The organism is Ornithinimicrobium sp., assembly GCF_051004135.1.
Taxonomy (GTDB): domain Bacteria; phylum Actinomycetota; class Actinomycetes; order Actinomycetales; family Dermatophilaceae; genus Ornithinicoccus.
The window spans coordinates 1-15,200 of record NZ_JBPCKQ010000133.1 but is presented as its reverse complement, the minus strand read 5'-3'; the positions used below and the strand labels follow the sequence as shown (position 1 = coordinate 15,200).

Genomic DNA, 15,200 nt, shown 5'->3' with positions numbered 1-15,200 from the left:
GGCGATAGTGTGTCGGCATGAGCGAGGAGACCACACCGCCGGAGTCGCCGGTGCGGCTGCGGCGGACCCTGCGCAGCGTGCCGGCCTACAAACCGGGCAAGCCGGCTGCGCGCGGTGCCGGTCCGGCGGCGTTCAAGATCAGCTCCAACGAGAACCCCTACCCGCCGCTGCCCTCGGTGCTCGAGGCGATCACCAGAGCAGCCCAGTCGGTCAACCGCTACCCCGACATGATGGTCACCGAGCTGACCAATGCCATCGCCGAGCACTTCGACGTGGCCCTCGACTCGATCGCCACAGGGACCGGCAGCGTCGGGGTGCTGGGCCAGCTGGTCAACATCACCTGCGACCCCGGCGACGAGGTGGTCTACGCCTGGCGCTCCTTCGAGGCCTACCCCATCGTGGTCGCCTTGGCCGGTGCCACCTCCGTCCAGGTCCCGCTCACTCCCAACGCCCGGCACGACCTCGACGCGATGGCCGACGCCGTCAGCGCCCGGACCCGGCTCGTGGTCGTGTGCACCCCCAACAACCCGACCGGCCCGGCGGTGCGCGGAGCCGAGTTGCGGGCCTTCCTGGACCGCATCCCCGCCGAGACGCTGGTCGTCATCGACGAGGCCTACCTGGAGTTCTGCACCGACGACGCCTGCACCGACGCCCTGGCCATCCAGCGCGACTACTCCAACGTCTGCGTGTTGCGCACCTTCTCCAAGGCCTACGGCCTGGCCGGGCTGCGGGTGGGGTATGCCGTGGCGCCCGCATCAGTGGCCACCGCCCTGCGCAAGGCGGCCACGCCGTTCGGGGTCAGTGACATCGCGCAGCAGGCGGCCATCGCCAGCCTCGCGGCCTACGACGAGCTCGAGGTGCGGGTCAAGGCCATCATCGGCGAGCGCACCCGCGTCTTCGACGCACTCAACGGCCAGGGCTGGAGCGTGCCGGAGACGCAGGCAAACTTCGTGTGGCTGCCGCTGGGCGAGCGGGCCGGCGAGTTCGCGGCGGTCGCGCAGGACGCCGGGTTGACCGTGCGCGCCTTCGAGGGGGAGGGCTGCCGCTGCACCATCGGCGAGACCGAGGCCAACGACCTGCTCATCGAGGTCGCCGACAACTACCTGAGGACGGCGGGGCAACGTTGAGCGAGCGCGCAGAGCCCACCACGAGAACCGACGGTCACGCGCCACCGGCTGCCGACATCACCGACGGCGGGCCCGACATGGTGCAGTTCCTCACCGCCGACGGCGCCCGGATCGAGCCGACCGAGGCGAGCCAGCCGTACGCCGCATACCTCGACGACGTCGATGACGACCTGCTGCGCTCACTGCACCGCGACCTGGTGCTGGTGCGGCGCATCGACGCCGAGGGCTTCGCGCTGCAGCGCCAGGGCGAGCTGGGGCTGTGGCCCAGCCTGCTGGGGCAGGAGGCGGCGCAGGTGGGGCCGGGCCGGGCGATGCGGCGCCAGGACTACGCCTTCCCCGGCTACCGCGAGCACGGCGTCGCCTGGTGCAAGGGCGTCGACCCGGTCAACCTGCTCGGGATGTTCCGCGGCGTCAACCACGGGGGCTGGGACTCCGCGGAGAACAACTTCCACCTCTACACCATCGTCATCGGCAACCAGATGCTGCACGCCACCGGTTACGCCATGGGGGTGCAGCGCGACGGCGACGTCGGCACCGGCGACCCCGAGCGCGACACGGCCGTGATGGCGTTCACCGGCGACGGCGGCACCGCCCAGGGTGACTACAACGAGGCCCTCGTCTTCGCCTCGGTGGCCCAGGCGCCGGTCGTGTTCTATGTGCAGAACAACCACTGGGCGATCTCCGAGCCCAACGACCGGCAGTTCACGATCCCGCCCTACCAGCGGGCCCGCGGCTTCGGCTTCCCCGGCGTCCGGGTCGACGGCAACGACGTCCTCGCGACGTATGCCGTGACCCGCGCAGCCCTGGATCGGGCCCGGTCCGGGCAGGGGCCGACGCTGATCGAGGCGTTCACCTACCGGATGGGCGCGCACACCACCTCCGACGACCCGACCAAGTACCGCATCGAGGCCGAGGTCGACGCGTGGAAGGCCAAGGACCCGGTCGACCGGCTGCGCAAGCACCTGCTGGCCCAGGGGCTGGTCGACGACAAGTGGCTCGAGGAGCTGAAGGTCGAAGCCGACGGGCTGGCCGCCCGGATCCGCCGGGAGTGCCAGCACATGCCCGACCCGCCGCACGAGGAAATGTTCGAGCACGTGTATGCCGATTCGCACCCCCTGGTGGAGCGTGAGGCCGCGGCCTTCGCGGCATACCAGGCCGGCTTCGAGCACGAGGACTGAGCGGCAGCGATGAGCCAGACCCAGAAGATGACGATCGCCAAGGCGCTCAACGCCGGGATGCGCAAGGCCATGGAGGACGACCCCAAGGTGGTGCTGATGGGCGAGGACGTCGGCAAGCTCGGCGGCGTCTTCCGGATCACCGAGCACCTGCAGAAGGACTTCGGCGAGGACCGGGTCATCGACACCCCGCTCGCCGAGGCCGGCATCCTGGGCACGGCCGTCGGGCTGGCGCTGCGCGGCTACCGCCCGGTGATCGAGATCCAGTTCGACGGCTTCGTCTATCCCGGCTTCGACCAGATCGTCAGCCAGGTCGCCAAGATGCACTACCGGTCCCTGGGCAAGCTCAAGCTGCCGATCGTGATCCGGATCCCCTACGGCGGCGGCATCGGGGCGGTGGAGCACCACAGCGAGTCCAACGAGGCCTACTTCGCGCACACCGCGGGGCTGCGGGTGGTGACCTGCACGACGCCCGAGGACGCCTACTGGATGCTGCAGCAGGCCATCGCCAGCGACGACCCCGTGGTGTTCTACGAGCCCAAGCGGCGCTACCACGAGCGCGGGCAGATCGAGCTCGGAGAGGCCGCGCCATACGACCTGCACCAGGCTGTCGTCCGGCGCCCCGGCAGCGACGCGACGCTGCTGGCCTATGGCCCGATGGTCAAGGTGTGCCTCGCGGCGGCACAGGCTGCCGAGCTGGAGGACGGCCCCGACCTCGAGGTGGTCGACCTGCGCTCGCTGTCGCCGCTGGACCTGCCGGCCATCACCTCCTCGGTCACCAAGACCGGCCGGGCCGTGGTGGTCAGCGAGGCCCCGACATTCCTCAGCGTGGCGGCAGAGGTCGCGGCACTGGTGCAGCAGGAGTGCTTCTATCACCTGGAGGCGCCGGTGCTCCGGGTCGGCGGCTACAACATCCCCTACCCGCCGAGCCGGCACGAGGAGCAGTTCCTGCCCGACCTGGACCGGGTGCTGCACGGCGTGGACAGCGTGCTGGCCTACTGATGTCGTGCACCGATGCGCTGGATGACTGACCTGCCCGCCCACTGACCGCGAGAAGGAGACACCGTGCCGCAGTTCAAGCTCCCCGATCCGGGTGAGGGCCTGGTCGAGGCCGAGATCGTGACCTGGAAGGTCAAGGCCGGCGACACGGTCAAGACCAACGACATCGTGGTCGAGATCGAAACCGCCAAGTCCCTGGTGGAGCTGCCCATCCCCTTCGACGGCACGGTCACGGCGCTGCTGGCCGACGAGGGCGACACGGTCGACGTGGGCACCCCGATCATCGACATCGACGACGGCTCGGGCGGGGGAGGGCAGGCGGCCGGGGCGCAGGAGGACCAGGCCACCGGCACGGCCGAGTCCGAGGATGTGCAGACCACGGCCGAGAGCGAGCAGGGCGATCCCGACGACCTGGTGCCCGAGCCGCCCGAGGAGCCGAAGCGCGAGGCCAACCTGGTCGGCTACGGGCCGTCCGAGGGCTCGACGCAGCGTCGCCGCCGGCGATCGGGCGGCGCCGCCGGTGAGACCTCGGAGCCCGAGCCGGAGCGCCCCAAGGCCAAGGCCAAGCCCCCGGTGCGCAAGTACGCCAAGGACAAGGGGGTCGACCTGACCCAGGTGCGGCCGACCCGGGAGGACGGCGTGGTCACCCGGGCCGACGTCGACGCCCACCTGGTGGCCGCGAGCACGGGAGACCCCGGCTCGGGCCACTCGCCCGCTCAGGCCCCCACGGCCGGGGTCGGACCGGCGGGCTCCGACCGGCCCGCGGCCGGCGGCGAGGCTCCTGCGGCGGACCCGGGCAGCGAGCGCACGACATACACCCCGCCGTCCTTCGACCGCTCGGGTGAGCGCGAGACCCGCACCCCGGTCAAGGGGGTGCGCAAGATGACCGCCCAGGCGATGACCGGCTCGGCGTTCAGCGCGCCGCACGTCAGCGAGTTCGTCACGCTCGACATGACCGCCACGATGGAGCTCGTCGAGCGGCTCAAGGCCGACCGTGAGTTCCGCGACCTCAAGGTCAGTCCGCTGCTGATCCTGGCCAAGGCGCTGGTCATCGCGGTGCGCCGCAACCCGGGCGTCAACGCGATGTGGGACGACGACGCGCAGGAGATCGTGCAGCGGCACTACGTCAACCTGGGCATCGCGGCGGCGACCCCCCGCGGGCTGATCGTGCCCAACATCAAGGACGCCGACCTGATGGACCTGCTCCAGCTCGCGCAGGCGATGGCCGACCTGGTGGCCACCGCGCGCGCGGGCCGCACCCAGCCGTCCCAGATGTCCGCCGGCACGATCACGATCACCAACGTCGGGGTCTTCGGTGTCGACACCGGCACCCCGATCATCAACCCCGGCGAGTCGGCGATCGTCTGCTTCGGTGCGGTGCGCCGGCAGCCGTGGGTGGTCACCGGCGCCGATGGCCAGGAGGAGATCGTGCCGCGCTGGATCACCCAGCTCGCCGTGTCGTTCGACCACCGGCTGATCGACGGTGAGCTCGGCTCCCGCTTCCTCGCCGACCTGGCCGCCCTGCTGGAGGACCCGAGCCGCGCGCTCGTGTGGGGCTGAGCCCGTGGCGCGTCGTCGGGTCCCGCTCAAGGACCGGCTTTTCGGCGCGATCTGTCTGGTCGGCGCGGTCGCGGTCCTGGTCCTGGGTGTCTCCCGGGGCAATGCCCGAGCCGGGCTGATCGGCGCCGGGATCCTGCTCGGGTATGCCGTGCTGCAGTCGGTCTCGCGTCGGCTCACCCCGGGGGCGCGGCTGCTCACTGGCGTCGAGGCCGACGAGCGGGAGCGGCGGGCTCAGGTGCTCGCCACGCGCACTGCCGGCCAGGCCGCGCTCGGGCTGGCCGGCCTCGGCGTGCTGCTGTCCCTCGTCGTGGACTGGACAACCGGGTTGTGGGTGGCCGGGGCGACGATGCTGGTCGTCGTGGCGTTCGTCGCCTCCCTGTGGTGGCACGGTCGAGCCTCGTCCTGACCCATCCTGAGACGCAGCGCGCGAAGCAGGAGCACGGCACCAGTCGAGTGACCGGCAAGCTCGCGGAGGTGGCCGGGTCAGGTCAGCCCTCGCAGGCGAGCGCGAGCTCGTCCTGGGCGGCGTTGGAGCCTGACACGTCGAGCTGCGGGAGGACGATCTCCCCGCTCGCGGGGTCCTGACCCTCGTCACTCTCGACCGCGTCGACGGCCTGGACGAAGGGCTCGTTGAGCTGCTCGATGGCGCGCGCCTGCTCGGCGGTCCCCTCGGCGGCCAGGGCGACCAGCCGATCCCGCAGCGTGGAGATCTGCTCGAACTCCGACTCCTCGATGGTCTCGCCGATGGCGATCAGGCCGCGGTCCGGCCCGATCTTGCCGATCAGCGGTGCGTCACCCTCGAACAGCTCGATGCAGACGGGCTCCGCACCAGGCTCCGGCTCGGCGAAGTCTGCGGGGTCGTCTTCCAGCGCGGACGCCTGCTCGCCGTCCCCGAGAACAGGCCCGACGCTTTGCTCGGCGACGTCGCCCACCCGGTCGGTGGAGGCGCCGCCTTCGACGATCTCCCCTGGTGGTGTCGGATCCTCGGTCGTGCACGCAGCGGCCGACAGGACGAGTCCGAGAGCGGCGATGAAAGTGGTCTTCTTCATGCGGGGTTGAGGCTCCTCGTGATCGGACGGTCGGCGGGGTTCCAGTGTGCCCGAGGCCGGGCGTCGACGGGACGGTTCAGGGCGTGATGACCAGCGCGTCGAGCACGGCTCGCGCGACGTCCTCGTCGCCGACCACCCGGTATGCCGTGTCCTCGGTGCTCCGTCGCCCGGCGGCCCGCCGGGTCAGGGCGTCGGTCGACAGCGTGATCGTGGTCGTGACCACCTCTTCGTCCGGATGCCCCTCCTGGTCGGCCTGGTCACCGGCGGCGGTGTCGCGGTCGCCGGAGAACAGCGGGTGCGGCACCACCTCGCCGTCGGGACCGTGCACCATACGCACCCCGACCCGACCCGTGACCGGACCGGTGCTCTCCAGGATCACGGACTGCCCCGCCGGCAGCTCCAGGCGCTTGGCGACGATGCGGGGGAAGGAGCTGACGATGCGGTCCATGAACACCGCAGCCGCGGGGCTGTCCAGGTTGCCGATCCGGCCCAGCGCCTCCCGGATGTCCTGCTCGTGCACCCAGATGTCGACCAGCCGACGCTCCATCAGGTCGCCGAGGGTGATCTCCTTGCCCATCGGTCCGCGGACCGGGGACTCCAGGGTGAGGTCGGGGTTGCTCAGGCTGGCGATCCGGTTGTGCAGCAGGGTCTCCAGCTCGTCCACCACCTGCTCGGTCGGCACGTCACGCCGGGCCTGCACGCCATACTCCATCCACATCCCGAACGTGCTCCGCACGTGCGAGGTGTCGCCGACCTGGACCTTGGGGTAGTCACCACCGTCGAAGTAGGTCTCCAACGAGGCGATGTGGCCCAGGTGGTCGTGCACGCTCCACCCCGGGCAGGTCGTGGGGATTTCCTTCGTGTCCGCGGGGGCGGAGCGGCCCAGGTCGATCATCGAGCGCATGGCCTGCCGATAGCCCTCGACCAGGTCGGGGAGCTCTTCGGGGGCAGCGGGGTGCAACGTCATGTCAGCCAGGGTATCTAGCATGGAGCAGTGTCGTCTCCGCTCGCCTCCGCTGCTCGGGCGGGTTCCGGTCCGGCCGAGGGTATGCGATGGCTCCCGGCGGGCGTCGTCCTGCTCGCAGCGCTGGTCGTTGCGCTGCCCGCGGCTGCCCTGAGCGGGGCGACCGAGCCGGTGCTGCTCGCCGACGCCGGGCCGGTGGTGCGCTGGGGGCAGGTGCTGGTCGGGGTGGTGCACGATCTGGCGGCCGCGGCCACGGTCGGCATGCTCGTCGTGGGGGCATTCTTGAGCCCCGAAGGTCGACACACGCGGCGCAGGGAGCTCGCCGCGCGCGGCGCCGGCTGGACGGCGGCCCTGTGGGCAATCACCGCCGCGGTGCTGCTGGTGCTGGGGTTCAGCGAGATCGCCGGGTTGCCGGTGGGCTCCCCCGGCCTGGTTTCTGACCTCCTGGCCAACCTGATCGCCCTCGAGACGGTGCGATTGGGGGCCATCGAGGTAGTTCTGGCTGCCGTGCTGAGCGGCTGCGCGTTCGTGGCTCGCACCCGGGCCGGGTTGGCCTGGACCACGGCGCTGAGTGTCGCCACGCTGGTGCCGATCTCCTACACCGGGCACGCGAGCGGCACCGAGGGCCACGAGACCGCCGTCACTGCGTTGGGGCTGCACCTGCTCGGGATCACCGTCTGGCTCGGCGGTCTTCTCGCGGTGCTGCTGCTGCGTCCCGCACTGGGCTCGGCGCTGGCGATCACGGTGCAACGCTTCTCGACTCTGGCCCTGTGGTGCTTCGTGCTCGTCGCCGGCTCCGGGACGCTCTTCGCGGTGGAGCAGGTCGATGATCTGGGTGACCTGACGACGGGATACTTCCTGCTCATCTGGGCCAAGGTGCTGGCTCTGATGGCGCTGGGGGGCTTCGGCTATGCCCACCGGCGTCGCATCTTGGCCGGCGGACTCCAGCGCCCAGGAGCCTTCGCACGACTGGCCACCGTCGAGCTCGCGGTCATGGGTCTCGCCGTCGGTCTGGCGGTCGCGCTGGGCCGCACGCCCCCGCCCGAGACCTCCAGCAGCTTCGCGCTCAGCAACGCGGTGTCGCTGACCGGCTACCCGGCACCACCCCCGCTGGGCCCGACCGAGCTGCTCACCGTGTGGCAGACCAACTGGCTCTTCCTGATCGTCGCGGTGCTGGCGATGGGGCTGTATGCGGCGGGGGTGCAGCGCCTCCGAGACCGCGGCGACGCCTGGCCGGCCCTGCGGACGACGATGTGGATGCTCGGCTGGTTGCTGTTCATCTACACCACGTCGGGAGCACCTGGGGCCTACGGCCGAGTGATGTTCTCCATGCACATGGTGATGCACATGTCGCTGATGATGGCCGTCCCGATCCTGCTCGTCCCCGGCGCGGCGATCACCCTGGCCCTGCGCGCTCTGCCCAGCCGACCAGACAAGACGCTGGGGCCGCGCGAGGTGCTGCTGAGCCTTGTCCACTCCCGGTATGCCGCCGTGCTGGCCAACCCCGTCGTCGCGGCGGTGCTCTTCTTCGGCAGCCTGGTCGGGTTCTACTGGACCGACGCCCTCGAGCTGGCGCTGACCACGCACACCGGGCACGTGCTCATGATCGTGCACTTCCTGCTGGCCGGCTATGCCTTCGTGTGGGCGCTGATCGGCACCGATCCGGGTCCGCCGAAGTGGTCCCCGCCATTGCGGCTGCTGGTGCTCATGGCGACGTTGGCCGCGCACGCCTTCTTCGGTCTGGCGCTGATGACCGGCACCTGGCTGCTGGCGCCGGGCTTCTTCAAGACCCTGGACCTGCCCTGGCTGACCGACCTGATCGGCGACCAGCAGCTGGGCGGGATGATCGCCTGGGGGATCGGCGAGATCCCCACGCTCCTGCTCGCGATGCTGGTGACCCTCGACTGGATGCGTCGCGACGACCGGGAGGCCCGGCGCAGCGACCGGGCTGCCGAGCGTGACGACGACGCCGAGCTCGCCGCCTACAACGCACGGCTGGCCGCCCTGGCCGGACGTCAGCGGGACTGACCAGGCTAAGGTGCCGAGCATGCGGGTCGCGATCATCCAGCTGTCCTACGGCGACGACGAGTCGCTGCGCGAGCGGACCGCCCGGGTCACCGACCTCGTCCGGGCCCAGCGGGGGCACGACCTGGTCGTGCTGCCCGAGCTGTGGAGCGCCGGCGCGTTCGACTACCGCGCCTGGACCGGCCGCGAGCAGCAGGTCGACGGCGAGGTGACCACCACGCTGGCCGCTGCGGCCCGCGAGATCGGGGCGGTGCTGCATACCGGCTCGATCGTCGAGCGACCCGGGGAGACGGGTCCCGACGGGCACGGACTGTGGAACACCTCGGTAGTGCTCGGCCCGGACGGTCTGCCGTGTGCGTCCTACCGCAAGATCCACCGGTTCGGCTTCGGGCAGGGCGAGCCCAAGCTGATGGAGGCGGGCACCGACATCGTGGTCGTGGACCTGCCCGCACCGGCCGACACCCTGCGAGTGGGCCTGTCGACCTGTTATGACCTGCGCTTCCCCGAGCTCTACCGGGCCCAGCTCGACTCGGGAGCCCAGGCGTTCGTCATTGCGTCGGCCTGGCCGGCGGCGCGGGTCGAGGCGTGGCGCACGCTGCTGCGAGCGCGGGCGATCGAGGACCAGTGCTACGTCATCGCGTGCAACACCGCGGGCACCCACGCCCGCACCGAGATGGGCGGGCACAGTGTGGTCGTCGACCCCACTGGCGTCGTGCTGGCTGAAGCCGGAACCGGGCAGGAGGTGCTGTCCGTCGAGGTGGACCCCGAGCTCGTGGGGGCCTGGCGGGAGCGGTTCCCGGTGCTGGGCGACCGGCGGCTGTGAGGTTCGCTCGGGGGTGAAGACCCGACGATTCGTGCGTTTCGGGATACCGTGGACGCAGGCGCGGCGGGCACATCAGGTGCGCGCACCGACGGAAGGGCAGCACATGGGCATCGGACTGGGGATCTTCCTGATCGTCGTGGGGGCGATCCTGGCCTTCGCCGTCGACTACTCGGTGCAGGGAGTCGACGTCGAGCTGATCGGCTTCATCCTGCTGGGCGCGGGCGCCCTCGCGCTGATCCTCGGCCTCATCTCGACCCAACAGCGCAGCAACACCACGCACCGCGAGGTCGTGGATCGGCGCGACCAGGTGGACCGGCGCGACCGCGGCTACGACGACCGCGGCTACTGACCGACCCCACCCCCAGCCCCCAAAGTGGACTTCCAGCGTCATACATGACGCCGGAAGTCGGCCTTCTGGCTCGGGGTGCGCAGCTGTGCCGCGGCCGCGGGGGTCAGAAGGCCGACTCGGGCACGTCCATCAGCGCGTTGTCGGTGATCGTGACCACGGCCAGGTCCGAGCTCAGCCGGGGCAGCACCGTGCGGGCGAAGAACCGCGCCGCAGCCACCTTGCCGGTGTAGAAGTCGGTGTCCGCGCTCGTGGCGCCCCGGTCCAGCGCGGCCTGCGCCACCTCAGCCTGTCGCAGCAGCAGCCAACCGATCACCAGGTCACCGGCGGCCAGCAGCAGCCGCGTGGTCTGCTGGCCCACCGCATACACCGCCTCCGGCTCGGTCCGTGCGGTCATGGTCTTGCCGGTGAGGAACTCGACCATCCCCTGGAAGTCCTGCAGGGCGGCCCCGAGCAGCTCCCGCTCGGTGGCCAGGCCGTCCTGTCCGCCGCCACCCTTGACCAGCGCCAGGATCTGCTGCGCCACGTGCCCGAGCGTCTCCCCGCGGTCGCGGACGATCTTGCGGAAGAAGAAGTCCAGGCCCTGGATGGCCGTCGTGCCCTCGTAGAGGCTGTCGATCTTGGCGTCCCGGACGTACTGCTCGAGCGGGTAGTCCTCCAGGAACCCCGAGCCGCCGAAGGTCTGCAGCGACTCGGTGCCCAGCAGCACCCAGGCCCGCTCGGAGCCGCAGCCCTTGACCAGCGGCAGCAGCAGGTCGTTGACGCGCTGGGCCAGGTGTGCCTCGCTGCCGGGCGCCAACCCCTCGCCGCCCCCGGCGGTCTGGGCGGCGTTGACCGTGTCCTGGAACGTCGCGGTCCACAGCGCGAGCGCCCGCAGCCCTTCGGCATACGCCTTCTGCAGCATCAGCGAGCGACGCACGTCGGGGTGGTGCGTGATCGTCACCCGTGGCGCGCTCTTGTCGGCCATCTGGCTGAGGTCGGCGCCCTGCACCCGCTGCTTGGCATAGTCCAAGGCGTTGAGGTAGCCGGTCGACAGCGTGGCGATTGCCTTGGTGCCGACCAGCATCCGGGCGTACTCGATGATCCGGAACATTTGCGCGATGCCGTCGTGCACCTCGCCGACCAGCAGCCCCTTGGACGGTGCCTGCTCCCCGAAGCGCACCTCGCAGGTGGTGGAGACCTTGAGCCCCATCTTGTGCTCGATGCTCGCGATCTCGACACCGTTGCGCTCGCCGAGCTCGCCGGTCTGCGGGTCGTAGTCGAACTTGGACACCAGGAACAGCGACAGCCCCTTGGTGCCAGGCCCGGCGCCCTCGGGCCGGGCCAGCACGAAGTGCATCACGTTGTCGTAGAACGGTGCCTCGCCCGAGGTGATGAAGCGCTTGACCCCGCTGATGTGCCAGGTGCCGTCGTCGGCCTGCACCGCCTTGGCGCGCCCGGCCCCCACGTCGGAACCGGCATCCGGCTCGGTCAGCACCATGGTCGCGCCCCACCGCTGGTCGACCATCAGCCGGGCGATGTGCTGCTGCTCGGGGGTACCGAGACGGGAGAGCATCTCGGCGAAGGTGAAGCCGGAGGAGTAGAACTTGATCGCAGGGTTGGACCCGAGGATCAGCTCGGCGACCGCCCAGGTCAGCGAGGGCGGTGCGGCGCTGCCGCCGATGGCGGGGGAGAGCTCCAGGCGCCACCACTCGGAGTCCAGATACTCCTGGTATGCCGTCACGAACGACTCCGGCATGCTCACCTCGCCGGTGGTCCGGTCGAGCACCGGCGGGTTGCGGTCGGACTCGGGCAGGCTCGGCCCCAGGCGCTCCTGCGCCAGCTGGGCGACCTGGCGCAGCACGTCGCGGGCGGTCTCGGCGTCGATGTCCTCGAACGGCGGCCGGCCCAGCACCTCATCCCGGCCGAGCACCTCGAAGAGGGTGAACTCCAGGTCCCGCACGTTGGGTTTGTAGTGGCTCATCAGCGCCCTCACGTGTCCGATACCGACAGTACCTACTGATCGGTAACAGTGTCACCTGTGCGGCCTCGCTTTGGCAAGCGAACCCACTGGTCAGGCGCTAGGCCACGAGGGTCCTGCCTCAGCATGTCGTCCTCACAGCTGACCCGTCGGTCTCCGGGATGCCCCTGGAGCTGCTGCAGACGCCGCACTGACTCGGCGCTGGATCCGTCCGAGTCCTGGGGTGGCAGAAGGGGGTGTGGCGGTCAGTCGGCGGGGGAGATGAGGCCGGCGTCGTGCACCAGCAGCGCGATCTGGGAGTTGCTCAGACCCTGCGCCACGGCGATCGCCACCTCGCGCTCGCGCTCGGTGAGGTCCTCGAGACGGGATCGTGCGGCGTCCTGTGCCGGGTGCTGCCCGGGATCGGCTGTGTCGCGAGGCGAGGTCACCCGGTTGATCAGCTGCGCGGTGACACTCGGGGACAGCATCGGCTCGCCGGCGGCGACCGCGCGGATCCCCTCGACCAGCCGCTCGGGGCGGGTGGACTTCAGCAAGAAGCCCCGGGCTCCGGTGCGCAGGGCCTCGACCACCATCTCGTCGGTGTCGAAGGTGGTCAGAACGATCGCTTTGGCACCTGAGTCGGCGGCCAGCACCTCCCTGGTGGCCGCGATGCCGTCGAGCCGTGGCAACCGGATGTCCATCAGCACCACGTCGGGTGTATGCCGGGCCACGAGCTCCACCCCGGCGCGGCCGTCCTGTGCCTCCCCGACCACCTCGATGTCCTCTGCACCGCCGAGGATCAGCCGCAACCCGGTGCGCACCAACGCGTCGTCGTCGACGAGCACCACCCGGATGACGTCCACCGCACTCACCTCACTCATCCCACGGCAGGCGACCGTGCAGCACGAACCTACCGGCCCGGTCGGGACCGTAGGCCAGCCGGCCGCCGCCCAGGGTGACCCGCTCCCGCAGGCCGACGAGCCCCATACCGGAGGACTCGGATGTGGGCGCGGCTGCACCGTAGGGGGCAGGCGGATTGCGGACCAGGAAGTTCAGCCCTCGGGACGGGCCGCCGGTCAGCTCGACCTCGACGGGCATGCCCGGAGCGTGCTTGCGCGCGTTGGTCAGCGCCTCTTGGACCACCCGGTAGGCGTGTCGTGACACGGTCCTCGGAACCGTCCCCAGCGCACCCCCGTCGAGGTCGACGCCCAGGGCGACCTCGGTGCCGCCCGCACGAGTCTCCTCGACCAGGTCGGTCAGGGAGCGCAGGGCCGGCTGCGGCCCGACGGGTTGCTCCGGCTCGCCCTCGCCGCGCAGCACCCCGAGCACCTCGCGCAGCTCGGTGACCGCGCGGTCGGCGTTGTCGCGCAGCAGCTCGGCCGTCTGTTGGACCTGGTCGCGGGGCAGATCGGTGCGGTAGGCCAGCGCCCCGGAGTGCATGGCGATCAGTGAGATCCGATGGGCCAGCACGTCGTGCATCTCGCGCGCGATCCGGGCCCGCTCGTCGGCCTGGGCGCGGGCGACCCGCTCACCCTGCTCGCGCTCGGCGGTCTCCGCCCGCTCCCGCAGCGCGGTGAGGGTGTCCCGTCGTGCCCCGATCGCCGCGCCGATCCGGTGAAGGCTGCGTAGGCTGCGGCTTGGGTGATCAGGGCCGTGGCCAGACTGGCCTCGGTGTCGTTGGGGACGAGCCACCCAGCGGTCAGGGCCGCGGCCAGCCAGAGGGGGAGCAGCAGGACCAGCTCACGCCACCGGCGCCGGGTGGCCAGTGAGGCCAAGGCCAGCCCGGCAGCCGGAGCTGCCGCCAGCGAATAGATGGTGCAGCCGGCCGTGAGCATGGCGATCAGGACCGGGAACCGTCGCCGCCACAGCAGCGCCACGATGGCGATCACGCCCAGCAGCGGGTCCCGCCAGATCCACCACGACGGCGCGGAGAGCTCGTCGGCAGCGGCGACCAGCACGATGCCGTAGGTGAAGAACCCCAGCACGGTGACCAGACCCATACGCCACGCCTCGCCCGCTACCGTGGTTGCGGGCAGAGATCGGCTCACTCCCTGACTGTATGCCGAGGTCGCGGCCCTGCGCGTCCACCTTCGGCAGGGGAGGGGCCGGTGAGACGACATACCTTGGTAGGGGGTGGCTCTAGACCCACGGCCGATGTGCCGGACCCAGCGGTCGGCCCAGAGTGGTCCGCATGATCACGACAACCAACCTGGTGCGCCGCTACGGCGACTTCACCGCCGTCGACGACGTGACGTTCACCGCCGAGCCCGGCCGGGTCACCGGCTTCCTGGGGCCCAACGGTGCCGGCAAGTCCACGACCATGCGGATCCTGACCGGCCTCACCCCGGCCACCTCGGGCACGGCCCACGTGCTCGGCAAACCCTTCGCCTCCCTCACCAACCCCGGCCGGCACGTCGGAGTGCTGCTCGACGCCTCGGCTCAGCACGGCGGCCGCACCGGCCGCGAAGTGCTCGCGCTCGGGGCGCTGACCATGGGCCTGCCCTCCCGCCGGGTCGGCCGGATGCTCGACGTGGTCGGGCTGTCTCGCAGGGCGTCGACTCGCCGGGTGCGCAACTACTCCCTCGGTATGCGGCAGCGCCTAGGCCTCGCGCACGCGCTGCTCGGCGACCCCGAGGTGCTGATCCTGGACGAGCCGGCCAACGGGCTGGACCCCGCGGGCATCCGCTGGATGCGCGACCTGCTCGGCAGGTTCGCCGCCGAGGGCGGCACGGTGCTGCTGTCCAGTCACCTGCTCAACGAGATCGAGCGGATCGCCGACGACATCCTGGTCATCGGCCGGGGCAAGATCGTGGCCGGCGGGAAGACCGAGGATCTGTTGCGTCCCTCCGGCACCTTCGTGCACAGCATCGACGACGAGCGTTTTGAGCAGGCTCTGACCAAGGAGGGCCTGGCCCCGGTGCACGAGGACCAGGGCCTGCGCGTGGAGGCCGATCCCGCGCGGAGTCGAGCCCTCGACGCAGGAGTGGCAACAGCTAGGCGTCTCGGTGGTCCTGTGGGTAGCGGTGCCCATGGCCATCGGGGTATGGCGAGTGCTGCACCGTGAGGTGAATTAGTCGCCGCAGGAGGCGCGGGGGGGGGGGGGGTTGGGGGGAACCCCCCCCCCCCTCTCTCGAACAGGCCCCCTCCGACAAGGGGTGAAAAAAAACCCCTGCGCCGCCCCGAATGCGAGGGG

General features: G+C 70.9%; 15 protein-coding genes. 9 read left to right on the top strand and 6 right to left on the bottom strand.

From position 1 onward, the window contains the following. Nucleotides 1-17: 17 nt before the first annotated feature. From hisC to ACR2FV_RS08625, 5 genes are all read left to right on the top strand, one after another. Nucleotides 18-1,127, top strand: a complete 1,110-nt coding sequence (gene hisC, locus ACR2FV_RS08645) for a histidinol-phosphate transaminase (protein ID WP_434015287.1) — start codon at nt 18-20, stop codon at nt 1,125-1,127. Beyond that, nucleotides 1,124-2,305, top strand: coding sequence for a pyruvate dehydrogenase (acetyl-transferring) E1 component subunit alpha (gene pdhA, locus ACR2FV_RS08640; RefSeq protein WP_434015286.1), 1,182 nt, complete (start codon nt 1,124-1,126; stop codon nt 2,303-2,305). The genes hisC and pdhA overlap by 4 nt, the downstream gene beginning before the upstream one ends. Before the next feature lie 9 nt (nt 2,306-2,314). Then, nucleotides 2,315-3,304, top strand: coding sequence for an alpha-ketoacid dehydrogenase subunit beta (locus ACR2FV_RS08635; protein ID WP_434015285.1), 990 nt, complete (start codon nt 2,315-2,317; stop codon nt 3,302-3,304). 63 nt (nt 3,305-3,367) lie between these two features. After that, nucleotides 3,368-4,861, top strand: a complete 1,494-nt coding sequence (locus ACR2FV_RS08630) for a dihydrolipoamide acetyltransferase family protein (protein ID WP_434015284.1) — start codon at nt 3,368-3,370, stop codon at nt 4,859-4,861. Nucleotides 4,862-4,865: 4 nt separating this feature from the next. Then, nucleotides 4,866-5,267 (top strand): hypothetical protein, encoded by a 402-nt coding sequence (locus ACR2FV_RS08625; RefSeq protein ID WP_434015283.1) that lies wholly within the window; start codon nt 4,866-4,868, stop codon nt 5,265-5,267. Between the two features lie 82 nt (nt 5,268-5,349). Here ACR2FV_RS08625 and ACR2FV_RS08620 read toward each other — a convergent pair whose 3' ends face one another. Next, nucleotides 5,350-5,910, bottom strand: coding sequence for a hypothetical protein (locus tag ACR2FV_RS08620; protein WP_434015282.1), 561 nt, complete (start codon nt 5,908-5,910; stop codon nt 5,350-5,352). A 76-nt stretch (nt 5,911-5,986) separates the two neighbouring features. Continuing rightward, nucleotides 5,987-6,877, bottom strand: coding sequence for a maleylpyruvate isomerase family mycothiol-dependent enzyme (locus ACR2FV_RS08615; RefSeq protein WP_434015281.1), 891 nt, complete (start codon nt 6,875-6,877; stop codon nt 5,987-5,989). Between the two features lie 27 nt (nt 6,878-6,904). Between ACR2FV_RS08615 and ACR2FV_RS08610 the strand changes: the two genes are divergently transcribed. The 3 genes from ACR2FV_RS08610 (at nt 6,905) to ACR2FV_RS08600 (ending at nt 10,071) form a co-directional block, all read left to right on the top strand. Continuing rightward, complete coding sequence (locus tag ACR2FV_RS08610; RefSeq protein WP_434015280.1) at nt 6,905-8,902, top strand: cytochrome c oxidase assembly protein; 1,998 nt, start codon at nt 6,905-6,907, stop codon at nt 8,900-8,902. 19 nt (nt 8,903-8,921) lie between these two features. Then, complete coding sequence (locus ACR2FV_RS08605; protein ID WP_434015279.1) at nt 8,922-9,722, top strand: carbon-nitrogen family hydrolase; 801 nt, start codon at nt 8,922-8,924, stop codon at nt 9,720-9,722. Between the two features lie 103 nt (nt 9,723-9,825). Further along, complete coding sequence (locus ACR2FV_RS08600) at nt 9,826-10,071, top strand: DUF6458 family protein (RefSeq protein WP_434015278.1); 246 nt, start codon at nt 9,826-9,828, stop codon at nt 10,069-10,071. Between the two features lie 103 nt (nt 10,072-10,174). Here ACR2FV_RS08600 and ACR2FV_RS08595 read toward each other — a convergent pair whose 3' ends face one another. The 4 genes from ACR2FV_RS08595 to ACR2FV_RS08580 all read right to left on the bottom strand — a co-directional run bounded on the left by ACR2FV_RS08595 (nt 10,175) and on the right by ACR2FV_RS08580 (nt 14,055). Continuing rightward, nucleotides 10,175-12,031 carry an acyl-CoA dehydrogenase gene (locus ACR2FV_RS08595; protein WP_434015277.1) on the bottom strand — a complete coding sequence of 619 codons (1,857 nt, stop codon included), beginning with the start codon at nt 12,029-12,031 and terminating at the stop codon, nt 10,175-10,177. 242 nt (nt 12,032-12,273) lie between these two features. Continuing rightward, nucleotides 12,274-12,888 (bottom strand): response regulator, encoded by a 615-nt coding sequence (locus tag ACR2FV_RS08590; RefSeq protein ID WP_434015276.1) that lies wholly within the window; start codon nt 12,886-12,888, stop codon nt 12,274-12,276. Further along, a complete protein-coding gene (locus ACR2FV_RS08585; RefSeq protein ID WP_434015275.1) occupies nt 12,881-13,477 on the bottom strand; it encodes a sensor histidine kinase in 597 nt (198 codons plus the stop codon). Before ACR2FV_RS08585 ends, ACR2FV_RS08590 begins: the two co-directional genes overlap by 8 nt. Next, nucleotides 13,453-14,055, bottom strand: a complete 603-nt coding sequence (locus ACR2FV_RS08580; RefSeq protein WP_434015274.1) for a hypothetical protein — start codon at nt 14,053-14,055, stop codon at nt 13,453-13,455. Before ACR2FV_RS08580 ends, ACR2FV_RS08585 begins: the two co-directional genes overlap by 25 nt. A 143-nt stretch (nt 14,056-14,198) precedes the next feature. Here ACR2FV_RS08580 and ACR2FV_RS08575 point away from each other — a divergent pair, with 143 nt between their 5' ends. Continuing rightward, nucleotides 14,199-15,071, top strand: coding sequence for an ABC transporter ATP-binding protein (locus ACR2FV_RS08575; protein WP_434015273.1), 873 nt, complete (start codon nt 14,199-14,201; stop codon nt 15,069-15,071). Nucleotides 15,072-15,200 lie beyond the last annotated feature (129 nt).

Excerpts from the sequence above, each read along its gene's own strand:
- hisC (WP_434015287.1), top strand. The coding sequence starts at position 18 with ATGAGCGAGGAGACCACACCGCCGGAGTCGCCGGTGCGGCTGCGGCGG.
- ACR2FV_RS08635 (WP_434015285.1), top strand. The coding sequence starts at position 2,315 with ATGAGCCAGACCCAGAAGATGACGATCGCCAAGGCGCTCAACGCCGGG.
- ACR2FV_RS08620 (WP_434015282.1), bottom strand. The coding sequence starts at position 5,910 with ATGAAGAAGACCACTTTCATCGCCGCTCTCGGACTCGTCCTGTCGGCC.
- ACR2FV_RS08615 (WP_434015281.1), bottom strand. The coding sequence starts at position 6,877 with ATGACGTTGCACCCCGCTGCCCCCGAAGAGCTCCCCGACCTGGTCGAG.
- ACR2FV_RS08605 (WP_434015279.1), top strand. The coding sequence starts at position 8,922 with ATGCGGGTCGCGATCATCCAGCTGTCCTACGGCGACGACGAGTCGCTG.
- ACR2FV_RS08600 (WP_434015278.1), top strand. The coding sequence starts at position 9,826 with ATGGGCATCGGACTGGGGATCTTCCTGATCGTCGTGGGGGCGATCCTG.
- ACR2FV_RS08595 (WP_434015277.1), bottom strand. The coding sequence starts at position 12,031 with ATGAGCCACTACAAACCCAACGTGCGGGACCTGGAGTTCACCCTCTTC.
- ACR2FV_RS08590 (WP_434015276.1), bottom strand. The coding sequence starts at position 12,888 with ATGAGTGAGGTGAGTGCGGTGGACGTCATCCGGGTGGTGCTCGTCGAC.
- ACR2FV_RS08575 (WP_434015273.1), top strand. The coding sequence starts at position 14,199 with ATGATCACGACAACCAACCTGGTGCGCCGCTACGGCGACTTCACCGCC.